Below are 24,619 nucleotides of genomic sequence, written 5' to 3'. Positions count from 1 at the left end.
TACAACCTGAATCCCTGGAGGCTCCAGCATTGGACGTCGGTGAACGACTGCAATCCATCCGTAAGCTCAAAGGTCTTTCGCAGCGTGAGCTCGCCAAACGCGCGGGTGTCACCAACAGCACCATTTCGATGATCGAGAAAAACAGCGTCAGCCCCTCGATCAGCTCGCTGCGCAAAGTGTTGGGCGGGATTCCCATGTCCATGGTCGAGTTCTTTTCCGAAGAAATCCTGCAGGAAAAACCGACTCAGATCGTCTACAAAGCTAACGAGCTGATCGATATTTCCGATGGCGCCGTGACCATGAAACTGGTCGGCCGGGCCCACCCGAGCCGGGCCATCGCGTTCCTCAATGAAATTTACCCGCCCGGCGCCGACACCGGCGACGAGATGCTCACGCATGAGGGCGAGGAAACCGGGATTCTGGTCGAAGGCCGGCTGGAGCTGGTGGTCGGCGGCGAAACTTTTGTGCTCGAAGCCGGCGACAGCTACTACTTTGAAAGTACCAAGCCGCACCGTTTCCGGAATCCGTTCGATGCGCCGGCGCGACTAATCAGCGCAGCCACTCCCGCGAATTTCTGACAGAAGAGGCGCCCGGCCAGCATCGCGAAGGCGCCCGAAGGGTTTTACCCCACACCACAAGACCCCTTCGACTTTGGGGTTGTTTCAGTGTGGCGGGCTTGTCGTTATACTTGCGCCCGCCTGCGAACCGTGGCCGCGGGCGTGAATAGCCACCATTGAGGGTGAACGCGTGAACCTAATTATGAAAATGCTGGCTGCACCAGCAACTGTATTGGCCCTTTGGGCTGTGAGCGCACAAGCTGCGACCAACGATGACATTGCCAAACGCCTTGAGCCTGTCGGCCAAGTCTGTGTGACGGGTCAAGAGTGCAAAGGGATGGACGTGGCCGTTGCGGCCGGTGGCGGCGGGGCCAAGACCCCGGATCAAGTGATTGAAAAACATTGCAACGCTTGCCACGGTACTGGCTTGTTGGGTGCGCCGAAAATTGGTGACACAGCGGCCTGGAAAGAACGCGCCGATCACCAGGGCGGCCTCGACGGCATCCTGGCCAAAGCCATCACCGGCATCAACGCGATGCCGCCAAAAGGCACCTGCGCCGACTGCTCCGATGACGAGCTCAAAGGCGCAATCGAGAAGATGTCCGGCCTGAAATAAGCCTTCATCTTCAGCGAAAAAGCCGCTTGCGAGCGGCTTTTTTGTGCCTGCGATTTACCCTTGGGGACTATTCTTTGCAGCAAAGGCCCGGCAAGCTCGGTCCAACCCGCATTCACGCATTTGAAAGGGAGGATCCGATGGTGCAGCTGTGTTCTATCGAGCAGGCGGTCGATGAAGTACTGGCGCGGTTGCCGGCGCACATTCACATGGGCCTGCCGCTGGGGTTGGGCAAACCCAACCACTTCGTCAACGCGCTGTACCAACGCATCGCGCAATTGCCCGAGCGCCGGCTGACGGTCTACACCGCGCTGTGCCTGGGCCGACCGGCGCTGGGCGATGGCTTGCAGAAGCGCTTCATCGAACCGTTCGTGGAGCGCGTGTTCGGCGATTACCCGGAACTGGATTTCCTCGCCGACCTGCAGCGTGACGACCTGCCGCCGAACATCCAGGTCCAGCAATTTTTCATGCAGCCCGGCAGCCTGCTGCACAGCGCGCAGGCCCAGCAGGATTACGTCAGCAGCAACTACAGCCACGCCGCCCGCGACATCAATGGCGCCGGTTTGAACTTGGTGGCGCAAATGGTCGCCAGCCATCCCGAGCATCCGGATCGCCTGAGCCTGAGTTGCAACCCGGACATCACCCTCGACCTGTTGCCGATGATCGCCAAGCGCCGCGATGCCGGGGAAACCATCCTCGTGGTCGGCCAGGTGCACAACGATTTGCCCTACATGCCGGGCGATGCGGAAGTCGGCATGGACACTTTCGATCTGTTGATCGACGCCAAGGACAGCAGCACGCTGTTCTCGACGCCGAACATGCCGGTGGGTTTTCAGGATCACTTCATCGGCCTGCACGCCAGTACGCTGGTGCGCGATGGCGGCACGCTGCAAATTGGCATCGGCTCGATGGGCGATGCGCTGACCGCCGCGTTGCTTGCGCGTCAGGCCGATAACGCCGGTTACAAAGCCTTGCTCGCCGATTTGAACCTCAGCCAGTGGGCGCAGTTGATCGAGCGCGAGGGCGGCACCGATGCCTTCGCCAAAGGCCTTTACGGTTGCAGCGAAATGTTCGTCAACGGCCTGCTGGTGTTGGCCGACGCCGGGATCATCCGGCGCAAGGTCTACCCGGACGTGCCGACCCAGCAGCAGGCGAACGACGGCACCCTCGACGAAGCCGCGCAACCCGATGGCATCTCGGTGCACGGCGGGTTCTTCCTCGGCCCGCGCAGTTTTTATGAGCGCCTGCGCGAGTTGCCGCAGGAAAAACGCCGCGAATTCAACATGACCCGCATCAGCTACATCAACGAGCTCTACGGCCAGGAAGAGCTTAAGCGTTTGCAGCGTCTGGACGCGCGGTTCATCAACACCGTGTTCACCATGACTTTGCTCGGCGCCGGTGTCGCCGACCAACTGGAAGACGGGCGCGTGCTCAGCGGCGTGGGCGGGCAGTACAACTTTGTCGCGCAGGGGCACGCGCTGGAAGGCGCGCGTTCGGTGCTGATCCTGCGCAGTTGGCGCGAGTCGGGCGGCGAGGTCAGTTCGAACATTGTCTGGGAATACGGGCATTGCACGATTCCACGGCACTTGCGCGACATCGTCGTCACCGAATATGGCATCGCCGATTTGCGCGGCAAGACCGATGCGGCGGTGATCGAGGCGTTGTTGAATATCAGCGATTCACGCTTTCAACCGGGGCTGATCGAACAGGCGCAAGCGGTCGGCAAGTTGCCGAAGAATTTCCGCATGGATCCGCGTTTTGCCGATAACCATCCGCAGCGTTTGCAGGCGATTCAGGCGCGGCACCCGAATCTGTTTCCGGAGTATCCGCTGGGCTGTGATTTTACCGAGGTCGAGCGCGATGTGTTGCGCGCGCTGAACTGGCTGAAGAGCAAGTTCAAACTCACCGAGATTCTGGAATTGGGCAAGGCTGCGCTGGATGCGCCCGAGGCGACGCAATACCCGGAACATCTGCAGCGCATGCAACTGGAGAAGCCGGAAGGGTTCAAAGAAGACCTGTTTCAGCGACTGCTGCTCACCGGCCTGAAAGCCACCGCGCAACAGTGAGGACGCCTTCGCGGGCAAGCCTCGCTCCTACAGGATTCGCGCGTTATTTGCGGTCGCGTATGACCTGTAGGAGCGAGGCTTGCCCGCGAAGAACGATGACCGGGTTCATCTGGAACACCGCATCGCCTGCATCGCGAGCAAGCTTTGCTCCTACAGGGTTACTCGATGAAGGTGACTACGCCGTCCTTCAGCGATTGCACGCGGGCCAGCGATTCAACGCGATAACCTTGGGCATCCAGTTCCGCGCGGCCGCCCTGGAACGACTTCTCGATGACGATGCCCAAACCGGCGACGGTGGCGCCTGCCTGTTTGATGATCGAAATCAGCGCTTGCGACGCCTTACCGTTGGCCAAAAAGTCATCGATGATCAGCACGCGGTCGCTGCTGGTCAGGTGGCGCGGGGAAATCGCCACGGTGCTTTCGGTCTTCTTGGTGAACGAGTAAACGGTCGCCGACAGCAGGTTTTCAGTCAGGGTCAGCGACTGTTGCTTGCGGGCGAAAATCACCGGCACGCCGAGGTTCAGCCCGGTCATGATCGCCGGGGCGATGCCCGAGGCTTCGATGGTGACGATCTTGGTGATCCCCGAATCCTTGAACAGCGTGGCGAATTCGTCGCCGATCAGCTTCATCAGGGCCGGGTCGATCTGGTGGTTCAAAAAGGCGTCAACCTTCAGGACCTGGTCGGAAAGCACGATGCCTTCTTCGCGGATTTTCTTGTGCAGTGCTTCCATGAAGCTTTCCTCTAAGGACGCCTGTGCGTCCAGGGCTGATTAAAAAGTAGTCGATTCTAGCGCTTTAACATCGCGCGTATGTCGGCCAAAGCGGTATTGCCGCGAACGGCTTTGACTTCGACCGGGGTGTCGTCGTTGCCTTCCCAGGCCAGGTCGTCCGGCGGCAGCTCATCGAGGAAGCGGCTCGGCGCGCAATCGATGATCTCGCCGTACTGCTTGCGCTTGGCGGCGAAGGTGAAGGCCAGCGTCTGCCGCGCGCGGGTAATCCCCACGTAGGCCAAGCGGCGTTCTTCTTCGATGGTGTCGGCTTCGATGCTGGAACGGTGCGGGAGGATTTCCTCCTCCATGCCCATGATGAACACGTAGGGGAATTCCAGGCCTTTGGAGGCGTGCAACGTCATCATCTGCACACCTTCGGCGCCGTCCTCTTCTTCCTGCTGACGTTCGAGCATGTCGCGCAAAACCAGTTTGCCGATTGCATCCTCGACGGTCATTTCGCCTTCTTCATCCTTCTCCAAGGTGTTTTTCAACGCCTCGATCAGGAACCAGACGTTGCCCATGCGGTAATCGGCAGCCTTGTCGCTGGAGCTGTTGGTGCGCAGCCAGTTCTCGTAATCGATGTCCATGACCATGCTGCGCAGCGCCGAGATCGGGTCTTCACCGGCGCATTGCTCGCGGACCTTGTCCATGAAGCGCTTGAAGCGCGACAGGCGATCGGTGAAGCGCGTGTCCAGATGCTCGCCCAGACCGATTTCGTCGGTCGCGGCGTACATCGAGATTTTGCGTTCGGTGGCGTAGTTGCCGAGTTTTTCCAGGGTGGTCGAACCGATCTCGCGGCGCGGCACGTTGATCACGCGCAGGAAGGCGTTGTCGTCGTCCGGGTTCACGATCAGACGGAAGTAGGCCATCAGGTCTTTCACTTCCTGACGGCCGAAAAAGCTGTTGCCGCCAGACAAACGATACGGAATCTGGTGGTGCTGCAGCTTCAGCTCGATCAGTTTGGCCTGATAGTTACCGCGATACAGAATCGCGAAATCGCTGTAAGGGCGGTCGGTGCGCAAGTGCAGGGTCAGCAACTCGACGGCGACGCGCTCGGCTTCGGCGTCTTCGTTGCGGCAGCGGATCACGCGGATCTCGTCGCCGTGGCCCATCTCGCTCCACAGTTGTTTTTCAAACTCGTGCGGGTTGTTCGAGATCAGCACGTTGGCGCAGCGCAGGATGCGGCTGGTGGAGCGGTAGTTCTGCTCCAGCATCACCACTTTCAGCGACGGGTAATCGTCCTTGAGCAACATCAGGTTTTCCGGGCGCGCGCCGCGCCAGGCGTAGATCGACTGGTCGTCGTCGCCGACCACGGTGAACTGGTTGCGCGTGCCGATCAGCAACTTCACCAGCAAATACTGGCTGGCGTTGGTGTCCTGATATTCGTCCACCAACAGGTAGCGGACTTTGTTCTGCCACTTTTCGAGGATGTCTTTATGTTCCTGGAACAGTTTTACCGGCAGCAGGATCAGGTCGTCGAAGTCCACCGCGTTGAACGCTTTGAGCGTGCGCTGATAGTGGGTGTAGACGATGGCGGCGGTCTGTTCCTTGGGATTACGCGCGTTTTCCAGGGCTTCGGCGGGCAGGATCAGGTCGTTTTTCCACGAGCCGATCATGTTCTTGATTTCATCGACGCCGTCGTCGCCCGCGTATTCCTTTTGCATGATGTCGGTCATCAGGGCTTTGACGTCGGTCTCGTCGAAGATCGAGAAGCCCGGTTTGTAGCCCAGCCGCGCGTGTTCCTTGCGGATGATGTTGAGGCCCAGGTTGTGGAAGGTGCACACGGTCAAGCCACGGCCCTCGCCGCCCTTGAGCAGGGTGCCGACCCGTTCCTTCATCTCGCGCGCAGCCTTGTTGGTGAAGGTCATGGCGACGATGTACTGGGCGCGGATGCCACAGTTCTGGATCAAGTGCGCGATTTTGCGGGTGATCACGCTGGTCTTGCCGGAGCCTGCACCGGCGAGCACCAATAGAGGGCCGCCGACGTAGTTCACGGCTTCTTGCTGCCGGGGATTGAGTCGGGACATACGAAATCAGGGAGTCATTTGCGAAATGGGCCGGCATTTTAACAGGCTCAGCGAATTGTGCTGCTCTGTCCGACTTGTGACGCAGCACGCGATCTCCATTTGCCGGTTTTGTTACTTTCACGCAGGATGCGCAGGGTATTTGCGGCTAATGTTCGTATTCCAGCGACAAAGCCGCGTTTGCACGCTCAGGTCAGTTGGTCATTGGTTTTGTGCGCGGCATAATGCTGCCGCCTACATCTATTGCAGAGTCTAGGGAGCTAGCTTGTCTACGCCTGTCGAACCCTTGCGTTTGCTGCTACTGGCCGAAGAGCCAGCGTGGACAGCGTTGTTGCGCGAGTGTCTGGCTCCGATGGGGAGCTCGGCAGTGCTGATCAGCGCGCCGAGCTGGGAGTCGGTCAGCAGCCTGTTCGATGACAACCGCAGCGCTGTATTACTGACGATTCCGGCGCTTCAACCGGGGCCCGGCCGTTGCAACTTGCCCACCGTGTTATTGCTCGAACACGAACCGCCAACGCCGCCCGACGGTGTCAGTGACTGGCTGGTGCGCGACGTGCTCGACCCCGGCATGCTGCGCCGCTGCCTGCGCCATGTGCGCGAGCGCGGCGTACTCGAAAACACCCTGCAACGCCTCGCCGAGCAAGATCCGCTGACCGGCATCGCCAATCGCCAGGGTTTCCAGACCTTGCTCGCCGCGCGCCTGGCGGAAAACGACGGGCGCGGCCTCGCACTCGGCCACCTCGACCTCGACAACTTTCGCCACGCCAACGACGCCCTCGGCCATCAGGCTGGTGACCGGCTGATTCTGCAAGTGGTCTCGCGGCTGAAAAGTCAGCTGGAGGTCGGCGATCAACTGGCGCGTCTCGGCAGCGACGAATTTGCCTTGCTGATCGACACCCGCCGCGCCCCGCAACGCGCCGAATGGATGGCCGAACGCATCACCGAAGCGCTGGCCGAACCGTATTGGGTCGACGGCGAAAGCCTGTTGATCGGTTCCAGCCTCGGGATTGCCCACGCCCGCGCCCAGGCCGGCGCCGACCCGCTGATGTGGCACGCGCACATCGCCATGCAGCAAGCGAAAAGCACCCAGGGCTGCACCTTTCATATCTTCAACGAACGCATCAACCGTAACGCCCGGAGCATCGCCGACCTTGAAAGCGAACTGCGCCGGGCGTTGCGCCGCGATGAGCTGGAGCTGCATTACCAGCCACGCCTGAACCTCGCCGACGGGCAGATCGTCGGCCTCGAAGCCTTGGTGCGCTGGCGCCATGCCGAACGCGGTTTGCTGCCGCCGAGCGAGTTTGTGCCGCTGGCCGAGCAGAGCGGTCTGATTGTGCCGCTGGGTTACTGGGTGATTTCCCGGGCGCTGCGCGACATGCAGGCGTTGCGTGAGCGCGGTTTGCCGGCGCTGCACATGGCGATCAATTTGTCGTTCCGCCAGTTTCAGGACAGCCAGTTGCTCTCGACGCTGAGTCGCTTGATCACCGAGCGTGGCGTCGAGGCGCAATGGCTGGAATTCGAACTGACCGAAACCGCGGTGATGCGCCGCAGCGATCTGGTCAAGCAAACCATGGACGCGCTTGGCCGTCTGGGCGTGCGCTTCTCGCTGGATGACTTCGGCACCGGGTTCTCGTCGTTTGTGCACCTCAACAGCCTGCCGATCACCTTGCTGAAGATCGACAAGAGCTTCGTCGGCGGCATGGAGCAACGCGAAGAGAATCGCAAACTGGTGCACGCGATGATCAACCTGGCGCACAACCTCAATCTGGAAGTGGTGGCCGAAGGCGTGGAAACCCCGGCACAGCTGGATTTGTTGCGCGGGTTCGGTTGCGATCAGGTGCAAGGGTATTTGATCAGCCGACCGCTGCCGCTGGCGGAATTGGTCGAATACCTGACGTTCGGCAGCAGCCAGCAGCCCGCCACAGAAGTGATGAGCTAACGCAAAATCCCCTGTAGGAGCGAGGCTTGCCCGCGAAGGCGTCGTATCAGTCGACATCTTTGTTAACTGACACGACGCCTTCGCGGGCAAGCCTCGCTCCTACAAGGGCAGACTAATCTGGCTGGGCAATCGGGAAACGCTCCGGCGCAGGCTCGCGCCGGATCATCCGTTTCATCTTCCACTCAAACGCCAAGGTCAAACTCACCGCCGCGCATGCCAGGCCCAGCGCCAGGCCCCACCAGACGCCCGTCGGCCCCCAGTTCAGATTGAACGCCATCAGCCACGCGGCCGGTGCACCGATCAGCCAGTAGCAGCCCAAACCCACCAGAAAAGTCGTCTTGGCATCCTTGAGCCCACGGATGCAGCCCATGGCAATCGTCTGCGTGCCGTCGAACAGCTCGAACCACGCCGCCACCGCCAGCAGGCTCACCGCCAAATCAATCACCGGCCGGAACGCCGGGTCGTTGTGGTCGAGAAACAGACCGATCAACTGATTCGGCAACAACCAGAAGACCATGGCGAACGCGAGCATCGAAGCGCCGCCGAACACGATCCCGACCCGGCCCGCCAGCCGCGCATCGAGCAATTGCCCGGCGCCGTAATGCTTGCCGATGCGCATGGTGATCGCATACGAAAGCCCCGCCGGCACCATGAACGCCACCGAAACAATCTGCAGCGCAATCTGATGCGCGGCCAATTGCGTGCTGCCCATGGTGCCCATGCACAGCGCCGCGAACGCGAACAAACCGACTTCCACCGCGTAGGTGCCGCCAATCGGCAAGCCCAGGCGCCAGAGTTCTTTGAGGTACTGCCGGTTCGGCCGCGACAGACCCTGACGCAGCGGATAAGCGTCGTAAGCCGGGTGCCGGCGAATGTGCAGCGCCAGCGCCACGGCCATCAGGTTGGCAACAATTGCCGTCACCAGACCAATGCCGACCAGGCCCATTTTCGGCAAACCGAACATGCCGGTGATCAACGCATAGTTGAGGACGAAGTTGGCCACCGTACCGCACAGGCTGATCACCATCACTGGCGTCGCCCGGCCAATCGCGCTGGTGAACCCGCGCAGCGCCATGAAACTCAGGTAGCCGGGGAGGGCAAACGGCAGGATCAGCAGGAATTGCCCGGCGGCCTGCACGTTGGTTTCGGTCTGGCCAAACAGCAGCAGCACCGGTTTCAGGTTCCACAGCAGCAACCCGGCCACCAACGCCATAAGCCACGCCAGCCACAACCCGGCCTGCGTCAGCCGCGCCGCGCCGACAATGTCGCCGGCGCCCTGGCGGATCGCCACCAACGTGCCGACCGCCGCAATCACGCCGATGCAGAAAATCGACACGAACGAATAAGTCGCCGCGCCCAGACCGCCGCCGGCCAGCGCCTCGGGGCTCAGGCGCGCCATCATCAGGGTGTCGGTGAGGACCATCAACATGTGCGCCAACTGCGAGGCAATCAACGGCCCCGCCAGCCGCATGATGGCCCAGAGTTCGGTACGTGCTGGATGCTGCATGGTCATCACGCTCCTACGGCAGATTGAACAGGGAAAGGCTCGATTCTCGGCGCTCTGCGGGGTTTTCACAAAGGGATTAAAACGATGGTTGGCATGATTAAAACTCATCCAGCGGACTTTCTGATAAGTTTGCCCGGTGCCTTTTTTTGCCGCCATAGGAGCTTTGCGCATGTCTCGTCGGTTGCCTCCCCTGTATGCCCTGCGCGCATTTGAAGCAGCGGCGCGGCACAGCTCGTTTACCCGCGCGGCACAAGAGTTGTCGATAACTCAAAGTGCAGTCAGTCGGCATATTCGTACGCTCGAAGAGCACTTTGCCTGTCGGCTGTTTCATCGCAGTGGGCGCAACCTGCAATTGACCGAGTCGGCGCGGCTGATTCTGCCGGGCATTCGTGAAGGTTTTACCGCGCTGGAACGCGCCTGCAACACCCTGCGCGCCGAGGACGACATCCTGCGCATGAAAGCCCCGTCGACCCTGACCATGCGCTGGCTGCTGGCGCGGCTCAGCCGTTTCCGGCATCTGCAACCGGGCAACGAGGTGCAACTGACCAGCGCCTGGATGGACATCGACTCCGTGGACTTCAACCACGAGCCGTTCGACTGCGCGGTGATCCTCAGCGGCGGCAACTTCCCGCCGGACTGGGAAACCACGTTGCTGTTTGCGGAAGAACTGATCCCGGTCGGCGCGCCGAATCTGCTCGACGATCAACCGTGGGATGTCGCGCGCCTGGCCAGCACCGAGCTGCTGCACCCGGCGCCGGACCGGCGTGATTGGCGCAATTGGCTGGAGCGCATGGGGCTCGCCGACAAGGTTTCGCTGAAGGGCGGGCAGGTGTTCGACACGCTGGAGCTGGGCATGATCGCCGCCGCTCGCGGTTATGGCGTGTCGATGGGCGACCTGCTGATGGTCGCCGAAGATGTCGCGCAAGGTCGCCTGAGTCTGCCGTGGCCGACCGCCGTCGCCAGCGGCGAAAAATATTACCTGGTGTGGCCGAAAACCCGCCCCGGCGGTGAGCGCATGCGCCGGCTCAGCGACTTTTTGCAGGGCGAAGTCCGCGCCATGGAATTGCCCCCGGTCGAACGCCTGAGCTGACCAAAACCGCACCCCGGCAAACACGCTCCATGTAGCAGCTGCCGAGCACCGCGAGGCTGCGTCCGGCGGCAAAGCCGTCGTAAACCCGCGCCCACGCTGAACCTGAAACACCGCGCCAGCTGATTTCACGACGGCTACGCCGCCGAACGCAGGCTTCGCCAGCTGCTACATAACGGCTAAGCCGCCGAACGCAAGTTGCGTCCGGCGGCTACCGAACGGCTGGCGGCATCACGAACTGTCATCAGTTCTGCGCTATAACCGGGTTAATCACTCAAGTATTCAGGTTTGCCGCCGAATAGCTGCAGGTGGAACCTTCGTGCAGGTTCCGCGCTACGCCCACACGCGTTATCCAATTATTAGAAATTTTGCTGAGCGCCTAACCGGATCAAGGAGGATCCGGTCGCTTGGCCAGGAGCTGTCATGTCTCAACCCCGTGCCCGGATCGCCTCACAGCTAGGTCTTGCGCTTGCCGTGATACTGGCGATTGTCATCAGCGGCAGCACCGTGTTCGCTTTGCGTTCGCTGGACACTGCCAACCTCGCCACCCGCGAAGAGCATTTGGCCAGTGAAGCGCGCTTGCTCGCCGATCAGTTGAGCACCTTCCACGGCACGTTGCGTGAAAGCACCCAGCGCCTCAGCGGCTTGTTCGAAAAGCGCTTCAGCGCGGGCCTGAGCGTGCACCCGGACGAACCTGTGAGCGTGGCCGGCGTGCAGACGCCGGGGCTGCATCTGGGCAGCGAAGTGTTGAACAACAACTTCCAGGAAGTCGACGAGTTCAAGCAAATGACCGCCGGCGTAGCCACGGTGTTTGTGCGCAGTGGCGAAGACTTCATTCGCGTCAGCACCTCCCTGAGCAAGCAGGACGGCAGCCGCGCGATCGGCACTTTGCTGGATCACGCTCACCCGGCTTACGCACGGTTGATCGCCGGGCAGAGTTACGTCGGCCGCGCCTTGTTGTTCGAACGCTCCTACATGACCCAATACACGCCGGTCAGGGACACCAGCGGTAAGGTCATTGCCGTGTTGTTTGTAGGATTCGATTACACCGACGCGCAGAACGCTCAGTTCGCCAACCTGCAGCGCTTTCGCATCGGCCAGACTGGCTCGCTGGCGCTGCTCGATGAACAAAGCAAATGGCTGGTGCCGATTGCCGGCGTGCAAGCGCTGGATCAGGCGATCCCGGCCATCGTCGACCTGGCCAAAACCCCGGGCAAAGGCGAGTTCTGGAGCGACAAGTCGCAAGCGTTCTACAGCGTTGCCGTGCCGTTCGACGGCGGCCCGTGGTCGGTGGTGGCGAGCATGCCGAAAACCGAAATCAGCGCCGTGACCTGGAGCGTCGGCATTCAATTGGCCATCGGCAGCCTGTTGGCGATGTTGATTGCGGTGGGCTCGGCAGTCTGGTTGCTGCGCAGCAAACTGGCGCCATTGGGGGATCTGGTGCGTCAGGCCGAAGCCTTGGGCGCCGGTGATTTGAGCGTGCGACTGAACGTCTCGAGCAACGACGAAATCGGTCAGTTGGCGCGCGCCTTCAACCAGATGAGCCAAGCGCTGTCGACCATGGTCGAGCACATCCGCAAGGCCTCTGCCGAGGTCAACAGCCGCGCGCAGGCCTTGTCCGGTTTGTCCGGCGGCGCTTATGAAGGCATGGAGCAGCAGTCCGGCGAAATCACCAGCATGGCCGGCGCCGTGGAAGAATTCAGCGCCACCTCGCTGAACATCGCCGACAACATGAGCAACACCCAGCGCATGGCCCAGGAAAACGCCCAGCAAACGCAGATCGGTCGTACATCGATGACGGAAGCGTCCTCTTCCCTCGAGCAAATTGCCGGCGCACTCAACAGCACCGCGACGGTGATCAACACCCTCGGCCAGCGCTCACAGGAAATCGGCGGCATCGTCGGCGTGATTACCGCGATTGCCGACCAGACCAACCTGCTGGCGCTCAACGCCGCCATCGAGGCCGCGCGTGCCGGCGAGCAGGGCCGTGGTTTTGCCGTAGTCGCCGACGAGGTGCGCAACCTCGCGTCGCGCACTCGTGAAGCGACTGACGAAATTTCCAGCATGATCCAGAGCATCCAGCAGGAAACCGGTAACGCCGTGAGCACCATGGAGCAGGGCAACCTGCTGATGCAGGAAGGCTTGTCGCGCAACGCCAACGTCGCCTCGGCCCTCGAGCGCATCGACGAACAGAGCCGCTCCGCCGGCCAACAATTCGCCGCCATCACCACCGCCACCCAAGAACAAAGCAGCACCGCGACATTGCTCAGCAGCAACCTGCAAAGCATCGCGCTGGCGAATAGCGAGCAGCGTGAAGTGGTGTCAAACCTGGCGATCACCGCCAAGGAACTGGAAAGCCTGGCGGCAGACTTGCGCCAAGAGGTTGATCGGTTTCGTTGAAGAGCAGACGGGTGCTCGCTCAGGCGAACACCCGTTGTTTGTTCCTGAGATATCGCTCGAGCGGTTAAATCGGTCAGCGCAAATCAGGAGCGTCGCGTTCAAGTACCCGCTCGGCGACGCTTGCAAAAATCTGGCGAGTCATACTGAAAAACGGACTCAAGTTGCCGTTGATCGGCACCAGATCAATCCCGGCCAGGCAGTCCAGACTCATATCCTGATCAATGTGCTGTGCGACGAGCTTTTCGAGCTCGCCCCACCACTGGAACCGCAGATCTTTCAAGTAAGTGCTGTTGAGGTTAAGCAACTCAATGGTGTATCTGGCGCGATCTTCTTCCTGCGCTGACAGCCCGTCAGCAGGTAATACCCGACCGTCTGACACATAAGTGAAGAAACGCGCACAGTCAGGCTGATGGCACGCTACAAAACGGTTGAAGTCGACTCCGCGCGACTTGCCGAGCGCATGCCCACCAAAGACTTCGGCTTCCTGCGCTGCGAACTTTTTCAAATCCGTTCTGCTGTCCAGCGCGCAAGCCGCGAGATTGCTGTAATCGAAGGTACGTTGAGGGTGCTGGCTTTTGTTCTCGACATGCTCGATGTGCATGCCGACGCCGACAAGATCAGGGCGAATTTCGCTGTAGCAGCACAAGTTGAATTGCTCTTCGAGCAAATAACCCTGCACCTGCGTGGCGAAAGGAAAGCGTCCCCAGCGACTGGTGGCGGCGGAATCTGTGGTGGGCGGGTTCAGATGGGCCTTGCCTAATTCGAATGGGCCTGCACCACGCTTGCGAACAAACCTCATCCCTTCAAGACCTGCTGGCGCCTGATGCTGCGCTGCAGACGTTGCAACTGTGGGTGCTGCTCGCCTAGCGACTCGGTCAACTGCTGCATCAACTTAATTGTCGAGGGCTCGTCATAGCGACCTTTGTCCACCCATTCAGTGAGTTGCAGCAAGCCCGTTTTTTCACTGACGGGTGGCTGCGGGTCAACTTGCATCACGCTGTGCAGCACGCTGTTGCTTGGCTCGCCGTAGGTCATGGCCAGCGGTTGCGAGGCAACGAGTTGGCCTTGGGCGTTTTTGCCAATCACCCGGATATTCTCCCGGCGCACCGTGCTGAGCACCTGAGGACTATGCGTGGTGACGATAAATTGCATGGCCGGAAAAGCCGCGCGCAATGCGCCAATGATCGTTTGCTGCCAATAGGGGTGAAGGAACATGTCGACTTCATCGATCAAGGCAATGCCCGGCGTTTCCAATGCGGCTCGTTCACCCAGGTGCGGATTGAGTTTGCAGGCCCGAAATGCCAGGTCGGCGACCATCGCAATGGTGTTGCGCAGGCCATCGCTGAGCATGTCCACCGGCATCACGCCCTGCTCGGGATGATGCATGACTAATTGCTGGTGACGGGTCTCGCTGTATTCAAGGCTATGCCAGCCAGTAGGCGCTTTCGTCAGCAGGTCGATGGCGTTCTTGATCGCGCCGATGACACGTTCAAACCGCTGGCCCTCATCGGACAGCTTTGTGCTGTTCTCCAAGGCGATCAGTTGTTGTTCCCGGTAGCTGCGATATAGCCAGCCATACCAGGCAGTGAAGGTTTTGAAACTGGACGAGTAGGACAGGCAATTCAAGTAGCCGGACGTTCGGGAATATTCGCTGATATCGAGCGCCGTTTTTGCCGCCACCGATGTAAAGCGTCCCTCAAACCAAAGGCGTGACGTCCCCAGGTAAGTCACCATCGGCAACGTTACCTGCGCATCGGCGCGCACCTGTTCCTGAAGTGATTTGCTGAATGAGGTGAGGGCTTTTGACCCGGCGTCGCCGATGGTATTGGTCGATTTATTCAGGCTGACGCGCTGCTGCAACCAGCTTTCATGCTGCTGTTCGGCAGCCCAGGGACCGCTGGCTTCAATTTCGCACGGGGTTTTGGCTTCCATGTTGCCGCTGCTCAACCTTGCCAGCCGCACGTCCTCGTTCTGGATCGTGGCTGATTTACCGGTCTGGCTGCCGAGGTCGAACCCTTTGACAAAGGGCCATAAAGCCACGCGGGCAGCATCCAGAATCGTGGTTTTCCCACCGCCGTTGGAGGCAATCAGAATAGTCAGATGCGGGTCGAAGTCGATCTCGAACGCTCCAAAGCATCGATAGTTCTGTACGCGCAACTTGTCGAGCCTCACAGGGTTCTCTCCGTTTTCGTTATCTGGCCACGCATGGGAACACAACTTTGCGTCGCGGCTGGAACAGCATACTAATTCAAACCGCGACAACACCAAACAAAGCGATACCGGCGACACGAGCCCGCCGTCAGCGCAGGACCGCGGCCGGGTCCTGCGGGTGTTTCCTGGCGATGCCTAATCACACTTGGCATTACTCGCCACTTCCTTGCTCGCCAATTTCAGCTGTTTGCCCAACTCCGCAGCGTTGTTGCTGGAGTAGACGCGGCCGCCGGTGTTTTCGGCGATGCAGCGCGAGGGGCCGCCGGTGCCGATGTTGACCACGTTGACCCGCAGGCGCGGCTGGCTCTGGGCGATTTGGCGGGAGACGGCGCAGACGTCTTTCTGGCAGTTGTCCTCGCCGTCGACGAACATCACGATCACCGCGTCGTTGTTGCGCCCATCGACGGTGCTGGCGGCTTTGGCCAGGCTGTCGGCCAGCGGCGTGCCGTCGTTGGGGCGCAAGCCGCGAATGCCATTGATCAGTCGCTGACGATCGCCGAACTTGAAAACCCCTTGATCCGGCGTGCTGTTGCAGCCTTCGTAGGTGATCAGCCGGGTGTCGATCTTCGGGTCGAGGCCGTTGATCATGCCGGCCAGCGAATCCTTGGCGACGTCCATGCGCGTCGGTTTGGCGAAGATTTGCATCGTGCGATTGGCGTCGAGGTAGCGGTTGTACTCGTTGCTGAAGAACCAGTCTTCGTCGGCCTTCACTGACTTGATGTTCATGTCCATCGAGCCTGACGTGTCGAGCACCACGACGAATTGCGGAATCTTGGTGTCCGGGGATTTCTTGCGGCAGGCAAAGTTGTCCAGCGTCGGCGCCGGTGGCGGGGCGACCACCACCGGTTTTGGCGGCGGCACGGGTTTCGGCGCGGGTACCGGGACAGGTTCTGGTTCTGGCACGGGCTCTGGTTCTGGTTCGGGCACAGGCACAGGTTCGACGACCGGCTCGACTGGCTTCTCGACCGGCACCACCACAGGCGCGACTGGCGCCACCGGGACGATCGGCACCACCGGCTCGCGGTGCAGGAACCAGTACAACCACAGCGCCAACAGCAACAACAGCAACGCCAGCAATGCCGCCGCGACCCACCAGCCAAGGCGCGATTGCCGCGCAACCACCGGCGCAACGACTGGCGCAATCACCGGCGCAGCAGCAATCACTGGCGGCGGAATCGGTCGCGGTGGCCGCTGGTTCCAGCGCACCGCCAAGGGCTCGCCATTCAGGCTGTAGAGCTTGTCCAGTTCCGGCGCGCCCAACAGGCTGCGCAGCTCATCGGCGACGCTCGGCTGACCGCGTTTTTGCAGTTCGTCCGCCAGCAGTTCGAGGGACGCCTGACGCGCATCCCAGGTTTGCAGCAATCGTCGTTGCGCGTCTTCGTTGAGCTCGGCGTAGGGCGTCGGTTGGCCACCCAGTTCGGTCCACCATTCCAGCACGTCGCCGCTGCCCATGCGCGGGATGGCGAAGAGGCTGGCGACGTTCGGCGGAAAGTGTTTCTGGATAAGGGCGACTTTCGCTTGCAGCGCACTCATCCCCTCCGGTGTGGCTTGCGCATCCCTGATAACCCGCTGCATGACGACGATTCCTGGAAAAAGGTGCAGGCCTCCAACGGAAGCCTGCCGGGTGAAAAGTTACTCTTCGTAACCGAGGCTGAATTGCAGCTGATTGACTTTCTTCTGCAGGGTTTTCAGCTGTTCCTGCTTGGCTGCCAGGGTTGCCGGCGAAGCCTTGGTGGCAGGGCTCGTCTGGGACGCCTTGAGTTGTTGTTCCAAACCGGCAATCTGCTTTTGCACCTGGCTCTGATTACCGTGACGGGCCTTGAGCGAGCTCAGCAACTGGCTCAGCGACTGGTTCAGCGCAGCCTGGGATTTCTGCTGGCTGGCGAGGTCGGCTTTGGTGCTCAGTTGCTGTGCCTGAATGTTTTCGTAGACCTGACGGAACATGGCGTTTTCCTGACGGGACGCCGCCAGCGCGGTTTCCTTCTGCTTGACCTGATCGCTGTAACCGCCGGAGTAGTCGCAGTTCATTTTGGTCAGCATGCTGCTGTCGCGATTGGTCGCATCGCACTCGCCGGGTTTGGTCGCGCAACCGCTCAGGGCCAGCACGGCAGCGAGAATCGCCAGTTGTCTTAGCGTCATGTGCTTAACCCAGAGTGATCGCGGAGCGTTGGCTGTACAGACCGTCGACTTCCTTTTGCAGGGCGGCGACTTTCTCGTTCATTTTCAGGATGCTCACGTCCACTTGCTTGATCTCGGCGTTGCTGCCCTGAGCGCGCTCGGCATTCGCCACTTTGGTGTATTCGGTGACCTTGGTGCGCATGTTGCCGAGGTCTTTGCGCAGGCGCGCGATGTTCTGGTCAATCTCGGCGATGTCGGTTTGCGCCTTGGCCTTGTCGACTTTCTTGTTGGCGATGTCTTTTTTGATCTGGGCGATGCGCGCCTGATCGTCGTTGATCACCTGTTGCGCGGTGGCAGTACGCGCGATGACTTTTTGCGTGTCTTGTTCGACATCGCTGTTCATCTTCGCCAGACGCGTGGTGGTGTCGGAGTATTCGCTGCGACGCTGATCCAGATAATAGTTGGCGCCCATCGCCACGCCACACGCGGTAATCCCGGCGGCAATCGCGCACACAGCCTTGTTGCTGCTGTTGGACAACGCGCAACCGAGGATGCCGACCCCGGCGCCGACGGCGCAGGCCTGGTAACCGGATTTGCTGAAGAATTGCGCGTCGCTGCCCTGGGTCAGGCGTGGGTCGGCGCCGTCGCTGCCGCCGAGCATCGAACTGCCGGTGTTGGCGCAACCGCTCAGCAGCAAACTGCCGGTGAGGACGAAAGCGATCTGTAGCTTGAAGCGAGTCCAAAGGCTGCGCGACATGGTGAAACTCCTTGGTGACGATGTTGGCGTGGCGTTCTTTTGATTGAGTAGCTGATCAGCTAGCCGATTGCGTTACTGCGTGACGGTTTTGCAACTGGTCAGCCAGGCCTCAGTGTCGATTTTCTGCTTTTGCAGGAAGGTCTTCTGATTGGCCCAGTGAGTGCGCAAATACGGTTTGAGGTCTTGCAGCTGTTTGTTGCGGGTGATGATTTCTTCCATCACCGGCACTTGCGTTTCCAGCAGCGGCTGACCGTACAACGTCGCCGATTCCACCAGGCTGCTGGCGTAGTAGCGGCTGAGTTTGTGCAGGCGATCCTTTTGCTCGTCGAGCTTGCCTTTGCGCATGTCGCAACTGGCGTCCTTGTCGGTGCCTTCGCAATTGAGCTTGTAGTTCTTCTGCAGGAAATCCACGTACTGGCCGTCGTCGAGCATCTTGGTGCACAGGAACGCACCGAGATTGAGGCTGGCGCGGATCGCCTGATCGCGGGTTTCTTCCTGCTGCTGATTGCTGGCGCGCAACTGGTTTTCCAGCGCCTGGAGTTTTTCCTTGAGCGCTTTGTCTTCGACGCCGGACGCCAGGCTGTTCAGCGATTGCACGGTGCCTTTGTCCGCCGATTCGGTTTCCTTGGCGCCAGTGCCGAGTTTCTTCCAGCTGCTTTCGATCCCGGCCACGCGCTCGCGCGAAGTCAGGGTCGGCGAGACCAGCACCAGACGCAGGCCGGTGGTTTTGTTTTTCACCTGGCCGTCGGCGTTGTAATACGGCTCTTCCTTGCGCAACGCGGTGCGCAGGTCGGCCTGGGCCGTCAGGTAATTGCCGCCGCGCACCACGTAGCCGCCGGCCTGACCGTGCTGGCGGTCGAGTTTGTTCAGGCGAAACGGTTCGAACATCATTTCGTCGGCGTTACCGAGCATGTCGTGCAGGCCCAGCGGATTGGGTTTTTGCAGCCCGGACAATTGCAGTTTGCCGTTGGACGACTGCGCCCCGGCAAACCATTCGTAGGCGTTGATGCCGTCGGCCATCGGATAACGCGTATCGCGGAATTCCGCGGCACCGACTTCCAGGCCACCGCGCGCGGCGAACTCCCACTCGACTTCAGTCGGCAAGCGCAGGAAGCCCAGCGCGCCGTCTTCTTTCGGCAACTTGGCGGCGGCGTTCTTGCGCAACCACAGGTTGTATTTGTCCGCCGCGTCGACGGCTTGCACCCAGCTCACCGAGACTTGCGGCAAGCGCATTTTGGTCGCGGCGGTTGGGCAGGTTTCTTCGGTGAGCGCGGCGTATTGCAGCTGGCTCATCTCGTATTTGGCCATCAGGTAATAACGCGATTTGTCGTTTTTCGCGCCGGTGAAACTGCCGGCGATAAACGTCGGTCGAGTCTGCTCGACGTAGCCGTATTCGGCGCCGTCCTGGCCGATGTTGATCGGGTAATCGTCGAGCGGTCCGGCGACCGGAATGAACACCTTGCGAAACACCATCGAGCCTTCGCACGGCATCGGCAGCACGACATCGCTGGCCTCGGGCATCGGGTTGTAATACTTCTCTTCCCAGCCCGCCGCCGAGGCGTCGAGCAAGTAGCCCAGGCTCAGGGGCAACAGCAAGCCAAAACGTTTATAGCTCACGCAGACTCTCCGCAGGTTGGATGCTGATGGCGCGCACGGCGCCGATCACGGCGACCAGTGCCGCGACCAGAAAGGTCAGGAGCAGGGCGGCGAGGCCATGCCAGATAGTGATGTGGCAAACAAAAGTGCCGGTGGCCTGGCTGCTGCCGAGCAAGTAGTCGAACAAATGGCTGCCGACCGCGTAAAACGCCAGCCCGCCGAGGTAACCGGCGAGGCTCAGCAGCAGCGCTTGCAGCACCACAAAACCGCCAACCGCCGTACGCTCGAAACCGAGCAGACGCAGGACCGCGAGGCTTTTGCGTTTGCGGTCGATGTTGGCCAGGAACGCGCCGACCATCGACGCCACGCAACCGATCAACGCCGCCAGGGCAATAACGCCGAAGATCAGCCCCAGCACATGATTGATCGCTTTGACGTTATCGATATCGGCCAGTTGGCTTGAAGTTTCAATGTGTTGTTCGTTGAGCCAGCGCTCCAGCGGCGCGACTTGGTCGATGTCGCGCGCGTAGACACGGGCGCGCGCGTACAGCGGTTGCAGGTCGCCGAGCGGTTTGCCGGTGGTGACGCCGAACGCAGCGACCTGATAACCGTCGCGAAAGCGTTCCAGATCCAGCAACAGCGGCGGCGCGACAAACCCTGCCGCGCGGCCGAACCGGGCGCCGTCGAGGATCGCCAGCACGGTCAGGTTCAGTTCGCCGCGTTCATTGACCCCTTCGAGCCGGCGCAGCACGCGCATTTGCACAGTGTCGCCAACCTTGGCTTGCAAGCGTTGCGCGGCGCGGGCGCTGAGGATCACTTGCTGGCCGACGGGATTGAAATGCGCCAGGTTCAACTGCGGATCGCCGGGTTCGGTGGCGATGATCTCGGCACTTTCGACAAACCGCGTCATGCCGATCAACAAATCCGCCTGAGTGTTCAGCGAACGGGTCTGGCCGAGGGCAAAACCTGTTTCCGGGCGCAGGCGCAAACGCTCGATCCAGGCGCTGTCGTAGTTGCCGTTGCTGAGCATTTTCACTTCGAGGTTGCGCGGGTCGCGCAGCAATTCGTCCTGCAACTGGCTGACCACGCCGTGCTTGAGCCCGAACAGCAGCAACAGCGGCGCGATCACCGCCACCAGCGAGGCGGCGATGCACAACGACACTTTGCGGTCGTGCCAGAGGTCTTGCAGCGCCAGTGAGCCGAGCAGGCGCAAGCGGTCAGTCCATCGGTTCAAACAGAGTCTCTCCCTGACGGCTGACCGCACCGAGGCGCGGCAAGCCAAAATCTTTCAGCAACGCCCAATCGTGTGACACCACCAACGCGCTCAGGCCCATGCTCGACACCAGACTCAGGAGCAATTCGAACAAGCGCCGGGCACTGTGCGGATCGAGCGCGGCGGTCGGTTCGTCGGCCAGCAACAGCAGCGGTTCATGGGCAATCGCGCGCACGCAGGCAACCCGCTGGCGTTCGCCGATCGACAGCGCTTGCGGGTGCTTGTCGAGCAAACCCTGCAGACGCAACACCTCGACCGCGTGGTCGATGTGCGCACTGTGCGTCGACATGCCGAGCAAGCGCCGGGGCAGGCTGATGTTGTCGCGCACGCTCAAGAACGGCAGCAACCCGCCGCTCTGCAAAATAAACCCCAAGTGCTGCGAACGCACCGCCGCCAGCGCCGGTTGGTCATCGCTGGCGAGCAACCGCGCGATGTCCTGCGCAGCTAGCGCACCTGTGCGCCCTGGGGGCGCTTGGCGTCCAGGGCCTAATTGAAAACGTTCGAGCTCGACCGGCGCGAGCAACAGGCCGATGGCTTCGAGCAAGGTGCTTTTGCCGCTGCCACTCTCGCCCGTGATCGCGAGGATTTCCCCGGCGCGCACCTGCAAGTGCGGCAGGCGCACGTGATGGGCCAGCGCGCCTTCACCCCGGCGCACCAGCAGGTTTTTGATATCGAGCATCGGTGTCTCGTTAAGGCATCATTTCCAGGGGCACGGGGTAAACGTTGTCCCGTGCATCGCTGTCCTTGGCCAAAGCCACCCAACGGTCGACGTCAGCGTTGTAACGCTGGTAGTGCCGCAGTTTGGTGTTGAGCGTGCGGATGAATTTCTCCTGCGCCAGGCCGTCCCAGCTCTTCCAGGTTTCTTCGTCGAGGTTCAGCACTTCGCTCTGGTAGGGCAGGTCTTCGAGGTACTCGCCGAGCACGCCCATGTCCGCCAGTTTGGCGTTGCTGTTCTGCTTGAGCTGGTTGGGATCGGCGCCCATGGTCGCGGCCACCGAGCGCAGGCGTTCGAACATCTCCGTCGGCGAGATCAGTCCTTCGTTGGCGGCGTCGAGAATCTGCTTCATGACGTCGCTCAAGTCACTGAGCTGGGACTTGGTCAGCAACACCCGCACGTCGGTGGTGGGGATGTTCTGCTTGATCAGGTCACGGTCGGTGATCCACGCCTTGAACACCGGCGGCGCCTTGCTGTTGGTCTTCTCGCCGAGATAGGCGAGTTGCATGGCGTGGCCGATCAGCGCGGCGTCTTCGAGCATTTTCTTCTCGGCCGGATCCTGCTTGGCGTTGATCGCGCTGCCGATCGCATCTTCACCCAGGTAAGCGGCTTTCACCTGCGAGGTGATGGCGGTGGCGAGCGCGTCGACCTTGCGCCCGAACTCCTGAACATCGCCGGCGTTCACCGGGTAATACAGCGAAGTATTGGTGCCCGGATAGGTCGACAGGTTCTGGTACTGCGCTTCAGCCTTGCTGTGGTCCTTGATGCCCGCCGGGGTTTTCAGGTGCAAGGTGTAAATCGCCACGCCGGGGTTGGTGGCTTCGAGGCGAACCTGCGAGGCACTCAAACCGGTCTGCGAGAGTTTGTCGTCACCTTCGATGGCGCCGGCATCGGTGATCAGCACCACGTAGCGCGCACCGAATTGGGTCCAGTCGACCTTGTCGATGCTGTGCATCACACCGGCAAACGCGTCTTCATCAAAACTGCTGCTAGAGACTTTGGCCTGCTTTAGGTCAGCGACCTTGGCGAGGAAGTCGGAGCTGTCCTTCACCTGGGTCGGGTCAGCGTACATTTTCGTGGTGTATTCCAGGCCCGGCACCGCTTGCGTGCTGGAACGGAACGCGACGAGGCCGAACTTGACCTGCTTGCCGAGGTTCTGCGATTCGATCTGTTGATAGACCTTGCGGATCGCTTCGCGGGTGCGGTCGATGTACGGGTCCATGGAAATCGTCGAGTCGATGACAAACACCACCGCCGCGCTGAATTCCTTCAACTGGCTGGCAGCCTGGTCGTCGGCTGCCTTGCCAGCAGCGGCGCCGGTTTTGGCCGCGCCACCCTTGGCGTCCTTGTCATCGGGTTTGCTCACCGAAGCGACGTTCAGCAGGCGCGTGCGGAAGCCGCCTTCAGTCATCACTTCTTCGCCGCTGAGCACCGGCAGCAAGTAGAACTGCTTTTGCAGGTCGACGAAATATTCAGGTTCTTCGGCCAGCACGCCGGGGGCTTGCTGGCCTTTTTTCAGGGTCGCGCGCAACGGTGCGACTTTGCTCACCGGGTCCGGCGCATCGAGGATGCCTTCGACCGTGGCGCGTTCCTTGAAGAACAGCAAACGGTCGCGGTTGGCCGGATTGGTGAAGGCCAGGGTCAGTTGCATTTTCCACTCGGTGGTGCAACTGGCGGGCAACCAGCCGATGGTTTTGCCGTAGCTGTCCGGGCCGACTTTCAGCCATTCGGCATTGGCGGCCTGGGCGCGCTCATACACGTAGAAACGGCTGAAGGTCGGTTGCGCTTCGCCGGCAGCGCCGCCCGCCGTCGGGCTGATCTGGCAGCCCGGCGTGGTCAGTACGCGTTGGAACAAGGTTTTTTTACCGGCCTGGATCAGCGGTTTGTCATCGGCCTGGGACCACGGGCTGATGCACAGCGCCAGCAACGCAGCGCCGCTCAACAGGAATCGACTCACGGGCGAGCGCATCACTTCTGCAACTCCTCGAAGCGCTGTTTGGCTTCGGCGTTGTTCGGGTCCTGAGCGAGGATGGTTTCGTACCAATAAGCCGCAGTGGCGTTATCGGCGGTCGGAAAGCACTCGCTGGCCTTGAGGTATTTGGGGTCGTACTCGCGGGCGTAGGCATTGGCGATCAGCGGATCACCGGCCTGCGCGCGGTTGGCGTACAGACGCTGAGCGACGCCGCAGTGTTTGCTGGCCTTGGCCTGATTGATGATTTCGAGCAATTTGGCGCTGTCCGGCGCAGCTTTGATGCAGGTCTGGACGAAGGTCAGCTCGGGCACGCTGTTCATGCTGTCGAGGGTGCAGGCTTCAGCGTTCGTCGCGGCCGGTGCGGGGGCGGCGACTGTCGGTGCCGGCGCTGGCGTGCGCTGATAGAACCAATAGCCGAGGCCGGCGGCCAGCAGCAACAGCACCACGATCAACAGCGCGATCAGACCTTTTTTGCTTTTTTTCACCGGCGCCGGGGGCGGCGTGTAGACCGGTTCGGCGGGGGCCGGTTCTGGTTCCGGCTCGGCGACCGGCAGGAACAGCTCGGGCAGTTCCGGGATTTCCGCTTCCGGCTCCGGCACCACTGGCGCGCTCAGGTCGGCGCCGCCGTACGTCGAACGCGTCTGGCCGCCCGCCGTCGAGGGCAGCAAACCGACGCCCGGACGCACTACGCCTTTGTCGGCGTGACCGAGGTTCTGTTCGCGCAGTTCGATCTGGAATTGCGAGTTGGCGCCGCCCTCCAGCAGCGGGTCGACCACTTCCGGGCCGACCTGCGCCTCAAGTGCTTCGCCGCTGGCCGCGAGGGCAAAACGCGAGACCTTGAACCAGAACGGATTATTGCTCCAGGCCTTTTGGTCCTGGAGGTAAAAACCGTCCTGGTTGCGCTGGATGGAGAATTCCAGCTGTTCTTCTCCACCCTGCCATTTCTTCACAGTGAGGCACGCCCGGCCAGGCACATTGGGCTCTAACGCGAGCAGGTCGACACGAATTGGCATT

Annotated in this window: 19 protein-coding genes; 6 read left to right on the top strand and 13 right to left on the bottom strand. The window is 61.1% G+C overall.

Features of this window, described 5'->3' with window-relative positions:
* Positions 1-29: 29 nt before the first annotated feature.
* The 3 genes from FBY12_RS16360 (at position 30) to FBY12_RS16350 (ending at position 3,236) form a co-directional block, all read left to right on the top strand.
* A complete protein-coding gene (locus tag FBY12_RS16360; protein ID WP_092276228.1) occupies positions 30-578 on the top strand; it encodes a cupin domain-containing protein in 549 nt (182 codons plus the stop codon).
* A 181-nt stretch (positions 579-759) separates the two neighbouring features.
* A complete protein-coding gene (locus FBY12_RS16355; RefSeq protein ID WP_121732313.1) occupies positions 760-1,173 on the top strand; it encodes a cytochrome c5 family protein in 414 nt (137 codons plus the stop codon).
* A 137-nt stretch (positions 1,174-1,310) separates the two neighbouring features.
* A complete protein-coding gene (locus FBY12_RS16350; protein ID WP_145253985.1) occupies positions 1,311-3,236 on the top strand; it encodes an acetyl-CoA hydrolase/transferase C-terminal domain-containing protein in 1,926 nt (641 codons plus the stop codon).
* 158 nt (positions 3,237-3,394) lie between these two features.
* Here the strand turns inward: FBY12_RS16350 and FBY12_RS16340 are convergent, their stop codons facing one another.
* Positions 3,395-3,967: a xanthine phosphoribosyltransferase gene (locus FBY12_RS16340; protein WP_092276238.1), complete on the bottom strand. Its 573-nt coding sequence runs from the start codon at positions 3,965-3,967 to the stop codon at positions 3,395-3,397.
* Between the two features lie 56 nt (positions 3,968-4,023).
* On the bottom strand, positions 4,024-6,033 hold the full coding sequence (gene rep / locus FBY12_RS16335; RefSeq protein ID WP_121732311.1) for a DNA helicase Rep: 2,010 nt from the start codon (positions 6,031-6,033) through the stop codon (positions 4,024-4,026).
* 262 nt (positions 6,034-6,295) lie between these two features.
* Between rep and FBY12_RS16330 the strand changes: the two genes are divergently transcribed.
* The gene (locus FBY12_RS16330; protein ID WP_121757152.1) at positions 6,296-7,969 is read left to right on the top strand and encodes a bifunctional diguanylate cyclase/phosphodiesterase; all 1,674 of its coding nucleotides are present in this window, start codon (positions 6,296-6,298) and stop codon (positions 7,967-7,969) included.
* Positions 7,970-8,081: 112 nt separating this feature from the next.
* Here FBY12_RS16330 and FBY12_RS16325 read toward each other — a convergent pair whose 3' ends face one another.
* On the bottom strand, positions 8,082-9,476 hold the full coding sequence (locus tag FBY12_RS16325) for a NorM family multidrug efflux MATE transporter (RefSeq protein WP_145253983.1): 1,395 nt from the start codon (positions 9,474-9,476) through the stop codon (positions 8,082-8,084).
* 169 nt (positions 9,477-9,645) lie between these two features.
* On the opposite strand from FBY12_RS16325, the gene FBY12_RS16320 reads away from it, so the two are divergent.
* On the top strand, positions 9,646-10,566 hold the full coding sequence (locus FBY12_RS16320) for a LysR substrate-binding domain-containing protein (protein ID WP_145253980.1): 921 nt from the start codon (positions 9,646-9,648) through the stop codon (positions 10,564-10,566).
* A gap of 420 nt (positions 10,567-10,986) precedes the next feature.
* Positions 10,987-12,963, top strand: coding sequence for a methyl-accepting chemotaxis protein (locus FBY12_RS16315; RefSeq protein ID WP_121733414.1), 1,977 nt, complete (start codon positions 10,987-10,989; stop codon positions 12,961-12,963).
* 73 nt (positions 12,964-13,036) lie between these two features.
* Here the strand turns inward: FBY12_RS16315 and FBY12_RS16310 are convergent, their stop codons facing one another.
* The 10 genes from FBY12_RS16310 to FBY12_RS16265 all read right to left on the bottom strand — a co-directional run bounded on the left by FBY12_RS16310 (position 13,037) and on the right by FBY12_RS16265 (position 24,618).
* Positions 13,037-13,762 carry a retron system putative HNH endonuclease gene (locus tag FBY12_RS16310; protein ID WP_145253977.1) on the bottom strand — a complete coding sequence of 242 codons (726 nt, stop codon included), beginning with the start codon at positions 13,760-13,762 and terminating at the stop codon, positions 13,037-13,039.
* Positions 13,759-15,135 carry an AAA family ATPase gene (locus FBY12_RS16305; RefSeq protein ID WP_145253974.1) on the bottom strand — a complete coding sequence of 459 codons (1,377 nt, stop codon included), beginning with the start codon at positions 15,133-15,135 and terminating at the stop codon, positions 13,759-13,761. The genes FBY12_RS16310 and FBY12_RS16305 overlap by 4 nt, the downstream gene beginning before the upstream one ends.
* A 174-nt stretch (positions 15,136-15,309) precedes the next feature.
* Positions 15,310-16,749, bottom strand: coding sequence for a VWA domain-containing protein (locus FBY12_RS16300; protein WP_145253972.1), 1,440 nt, complete (start codon positions 16,747-16,749; stop codon positions 15,310-15,312).
* 57 nt (positions 16,750-16,806) lie between these two features.
* Positions 16,807-17,313: a hypothetical protein gene (locus FBY12_RS16295; RefSeq protein WP_145253969.1), complete on the bottom strand. Its 507-nt coding sequence runs from the start codon at positions 17,311-17,313 to the stop codon at positions 16,807-16,809.
* Positions 17,314-17,317: 4 nt separating this feature from the next.
* On the bottom strand, positions 17,318-18,049 hold the full coding sequence (locus tag FBY12_RS16290) for a hypothetical protein (RefSeq protein ID WP_121733411.1): 732 nt from the start codon (positions 18,047-18,049) through the stop codon (positions 17,318-17,320).
* A gap of 72 nt (positions 18,050-18,121) precedes the next feature.
* A complete protein-coding gene (locus FBY12_RS16285) occupies positions 18,122-19,666 on the bottom strand; it encodes an SUMF1/EgtB/PvdO family nonheme iron enzyme (RefSeq protein WP_145253966.1) in 1,545 nt (514 codons plus the stop codon).
* Entirely contained in the window at positions 19,656-20,879 is a 1,224-nt protein-coding gene (locus tag FBY12_RS16280) for an ABC transporter permease (RefSeq protein WP_145253963.1), read from the bottom strand. The genes FBY12_RS16285 and FBY12_RS16280 overlap by 11 nt, the downstream gene beginning before the upstream one ends.
* Positions 20,863-21,597, bottom strand: coding sequence for an ABC transporter ATP-binding protein (locus FBY12_RS16275; RefSeq protein WP_145253960.1), 735 nt, complete (start codon positions 21,595-21,597; stop codon positions 20,863-20,865). The genes FBY12_RS16280 and FBY12_RS16275 overlap by 17 nt, the downstream gene beginning before the upstream one ends.
* Before the next feature lie 10 nt (positions 21,598-21,607).
* Positions 21,608-23,602, bottom strand: coding sequence for a vWA domain-containing protein (locus FBY12_RS16270; RefSeq protein WP_145253957.1), 1,995 nt, complete (start codon positions 23,600-23,602; stop codon positions 21,608-21,610).
* The gene (locus FBY12_RS16265; RefSeq protein ID WP_145253954.1) at positions 23,602-24,618 is read right to left on the bottom strand and encodes a hypothetical protein; all 1,017 of its coding nucleotides are present in this window, start codon (positions 24,616-24,618) and stop codon (positions 23,602-23,604) included. Before FBY12_RS16265 ends, FBY12_RS16270 begins: the two co-directional genes overlap by 1 nt.
* Position 24,619 lies beyond the last annotated feature (1 nt).

Source organism: Pseudomonas sp. SJZ131, from assembly GCF_007828705.1.
GTDB lineage: Bacteria > Pseudomonadota > Gammaproteobacteria > Pseudomonadales > Pseudomonadaceae > Aquipseudomonas > Aquipseudomonas prosekii.
This window is presented reverse-complemented; position numbering and strand designations above follow the sequence as displayed.

Bases quoted from the DNA above. Each gene is read 5' to 3' on its own strand.
- FBY12_RS16355 (WP_121732313.1), top strand. From the start codon at position 760: ATGAAAATGCTGGCTGCACCAGCAACTGTATTGGCCCTTTGGGCTGTG.
- FBY12_RS16350 (WP_145253985.1), top strand. From the start codon at position 1,311: ATGGTGCAGCTGTGTTCTATCGAGCAGGCGGTCGATGAAGTACTGGCG.
- FBY12_RS16340 (WP_092276238.1), bottom strand. From the start codon at position 3,967: ATGGAAGCACTGCACAAGAAAATCCGCGAAGAAGGCATCGTGCTTTCC.
- rep (WP_121732311.1), bottom strand. From the start codon at position 6,033: ATGTCCCGACTCAATCCCCGGCAGCAAGAAGCCGTGAACTACGTCGGC.
- FBY12_RS16325 (WP_145253983.1), bottom strand. From the start codon at position 9,476: ATGCAGCATCCAGCACGTACCGAACTCTGGGCCATCATGCGGCTGGCG.
- FBY12_RS16320 (WP_145253980.1), top strand. From the start codon at position 9,646: ATGTCTCGTCGGTTGCCTCCCCTGTATGCCCTGCGCGCATTTGAAGCA.
- FBY12_RS16315 (WP_121733414.1), top strand. From the start codon at position 10,987: ATGTCTCAACCCCGTGCCCGGATCGCCTCACAGCTAGGTCTTGCGCTT.
- FBY12_RS16310 (WP_145253977.1), bottom strand. From the start codon at position 13,762: ATGAGGTTTGTTCGCAAGCGTGGTGCAGGCCCATTCGAATTAGGCAAG.
- FBY12_RS16300 (WP_145253972.1), bottom strand. From the start codon at position 16,749: ATGCAGCGGGTTATCAGGGATGCGCAAGCCACACCGGAGGGGATGAGT.
- FBY12_RS16295 (WP_145253969.1), bottom strand. From the start codon at position 17,313: ATGACGCTAAGACAACTGGCGATTCTCGCTGCCGTGCTGGCCCTGAGC.
- FBY12_RS16290 (WP_121733411.1), bottom strand. From the start codon at position 18,049: ATGTCGCGCAGCCTTTGGACTCGCTTCAAGCTACAGATCGCTTTCGTC.
- FBY12_RS16275 (WP_145253960.1), bottom strand. From the start codon at position 21,597: ATGCTCGATATCAAAAACCTGCTGGTGCGCCGGGGTGAAGGCGCGCTG.
- FBY12_RS16270 (WP_145253957.1), bottom strand. From the start codon at position 23,602: ATGCGCTCGCCCGTGAGTCGATTCCTGTTGAGCGGCGCTGCGTTGCTG.
- FBY12_RS16265 (WP_145253954.1), bottom strand. From the start codon at position 24,618: ATGCCAATTCGTGTCGACCTGCTCGCGTTAGAGCCCAATGTGCCTGGC.